Origin of the sequence: Shewanella algicola (assembly GCF_014648035.1) — a bacterium.
Taxonomy (GTDB): Bacteria; Pseudomonadota; Gammaproteobacteria; order Enterobacterales; family Shewanellaceae; genus Shewanella; species Shewanella algicola.
This window is the reverse complement of record NZ_BMQI01000122.1, coordinates 1-2,228: the sequence shown is the minus strand read 5'-3', so window position 1 is coordinate 2,228 and position 2,228 is coordinate 1. Positions and strand designations below refer to the sequence as shown.

The 2,228-nt window shown below is 38.5% G+C and carries 2 protein-coding genes; both read left to right on the top strand.

Translation table 11 applies throughout. From position 1 onward, the window contains the following. Nucleotides 1-301 precede the first annotated feature (301 nt). A complete protein-coding gene (locus IEY42_RS21965; protein ID WP_188927293.1) occupies nucleotides 302-1,342 on the top strand; it encodes a GmrSD restriction endonuclease domain-containing protein in 1,041 nt (346 codons plus the stop codon). Then, nucleotides 1,335-2,015 carry a hypothetical protein gene (locus IEY42_RS21960; RefSeq protein WP_188927292.1) on the top strand — a complete coding sequence of 227 codons (681 nt, stop codon included), beginning with the start codon at nucleotides 1,335-1,337 and terminating at the stop codon, nucleotides 2,013-2,015. The genes IEY42_RS21965 and IEY42_RS21960 overlap by 8 nt, the downstream gene beginning before the upstream one ends. Nucleotides 2,016-2,228 lie beyond the last annotated feature (213 nt).

Here is a 2,228-nt window from a genome sequence, read left to right as displayed (position 1 = left end):
ATACAGATGGTTCACTCAAAAGCGGTGAACAGCGCTTCATACGACCTCACGTCGCACGCCCCATTGTGTGCTAGCACACTTTTTCTTTGCTGTTTACGAATTATTAGTTGGTCTTTTTCTAATCTTTGTCGTGTTTTGTGAAGTATGGGTAACAGAGTATCGATGTGAGTTTAGACTTCAGCCCTCTATAGATTGCTAGCCTGTATTTGTAGCCACCATACACTAACCTATTGACTAGTATCGACTAAAATAGAAGTTGTTGTTAAACTGGAATATAGTCATATAGCTCGCTGGAGAACACATGAAAGATTATATGAATCAACTCGACCAAGAGACTAGGAAAGTAGATTTTGATTCATTTGACATCTCTGTTAAAGAATTGATTTCTATGGCGAATGAATCAATTATCAACATTGCCCCTGAGTACCAAAGGCAATTTCGTTGGCCCGAAGATAACCAGTCTAAACTTATAGAATCTGTTTTATTGGGAATACCTATTCCTAACCTCTTCATGGCTGCAAATAGAGATGGATCTTGGGAATTAATAGATGGTGTACAAAGGCTTAACTCATTGATTCATTTTTGTGGAACCCCAGAGCAAATAGAAAGTTTTGGGTTGGGTAAGCCTCTTAAACTTAAGGGTCTGGATATCCTTTCTGAGTTCAATGGAGCAACGTTTAATGATTTGCCTCATTCACTTCGTCTGAAGTTCAATTTACGTCCGCTTAAGGTTACAACACTAAGCGATAAGAGTGATCTAAAAGTACGATTTGACCTTTTTGAGAGATTGAATACTGGTGGTATCAAACTGACTCCTCAAGAAATTCGAGCTTGTGTATTTAGAGGGCAATTTAATGATTTTATCGTTGAACTTGCAAAAAATGATGACTTCAATAAAGTGGTCAATATTTCATCAACTAAAGCGAAAGACGGTACTAGAGAAGAGTTAGTTTTGAAGTTTTTGGCCTACAAAACAACACGCGATGACTTTAAGCACAGTGTAGAGATATTTTTAAATGACTTTATGGCTAAATCATCGGTACATTTTAATTACAAGAATTATCGAGAGTTGTTTGAAAAAACATTCGAGTCACTAAGAGCTGTCTTACCTGAAGGAGTTAAGCGCGGAAAAAAAGGAAGTACGCCACAAGTGCTTTTTGAAGCCATTGCTGTTGGTGCTGCCGATGCTATTGAGGAAGGCGTTGATATTTCCGGCTCAAATGTAGCTAACTGGATTGATGATGAAGAGTTACGCCGTTTGACGACAGGAGCCACAAACTCAGGGCCTCGTTTACGCGAAAGAATCGAGTATTGTCGAGTTAGGTTTATAGACAATGTTTAATGATATTGATTCTGGTCTTATGTATCGTTTGAGGCAACTTGATTCAATACTAGAGTATTTGTCAGATGAGACACTAACAGAAGATACTAAAAATTCAGATTTTTATCGTGCTCAGAAAGGCTTAGTTTTTGTTGCAATGTATGCAGCACTTGAGTTTGCAATTACGCAATCAGTCACACGAACATTAGAAGTTATCGGGCAAGAGCAAGCTCCAGCCAATCGTTTTAAAAGTGCGATATTATGCTCGCTATTTGATTCTCATTTTAAGGCACTTCGAGAGTGTGGAGCCTCCAAAGTGTGGGAAAATCGCCATAAACTTGTTCTTGCAGTAACAGGTGATACTGAAGTGACTAATGTTGACAGTTCTGTTTTTCCAACAGCTGGCTCAATGAATATTTCTTACAAACAACTAGAAAATGTGTGGATTTTTTTTGATTTAGATAGCTCTCCACTGCCAGAGGGCGTGCAACATTTTGTCTTAACGGAAGTTAAGGAACACCGTAACGCGATAGCTCATGGCAGAGAAACCGCAATGACTATAGGGCGAAGGTTTCACGTTACTCAGTTAGATAATAAAGCTCGCAGTATAAAGCACTTATGTCTTCACATTACTTCTTCGTTTGCTACTTATTGTGCCGACAAACGATATTTGGTTGCTGAGACTGTGACATAAAAAGCAACTCACAGTGCTATTAATACTGAACTTCTATTGAAACAGCTCTGATATACCAGTAATTATTCATGGATTGCTAACGCTCGATTTTTCGTAACTCACTTTTGTCCAAAACGAGTTGGTCTTAGCTTTCAAATGCTCAAATTCAACGTAAGCGTCTAGGCAAAGGCACATACCTTTCACTAAGCGGCTGATTTATGTTGTTCCCATATT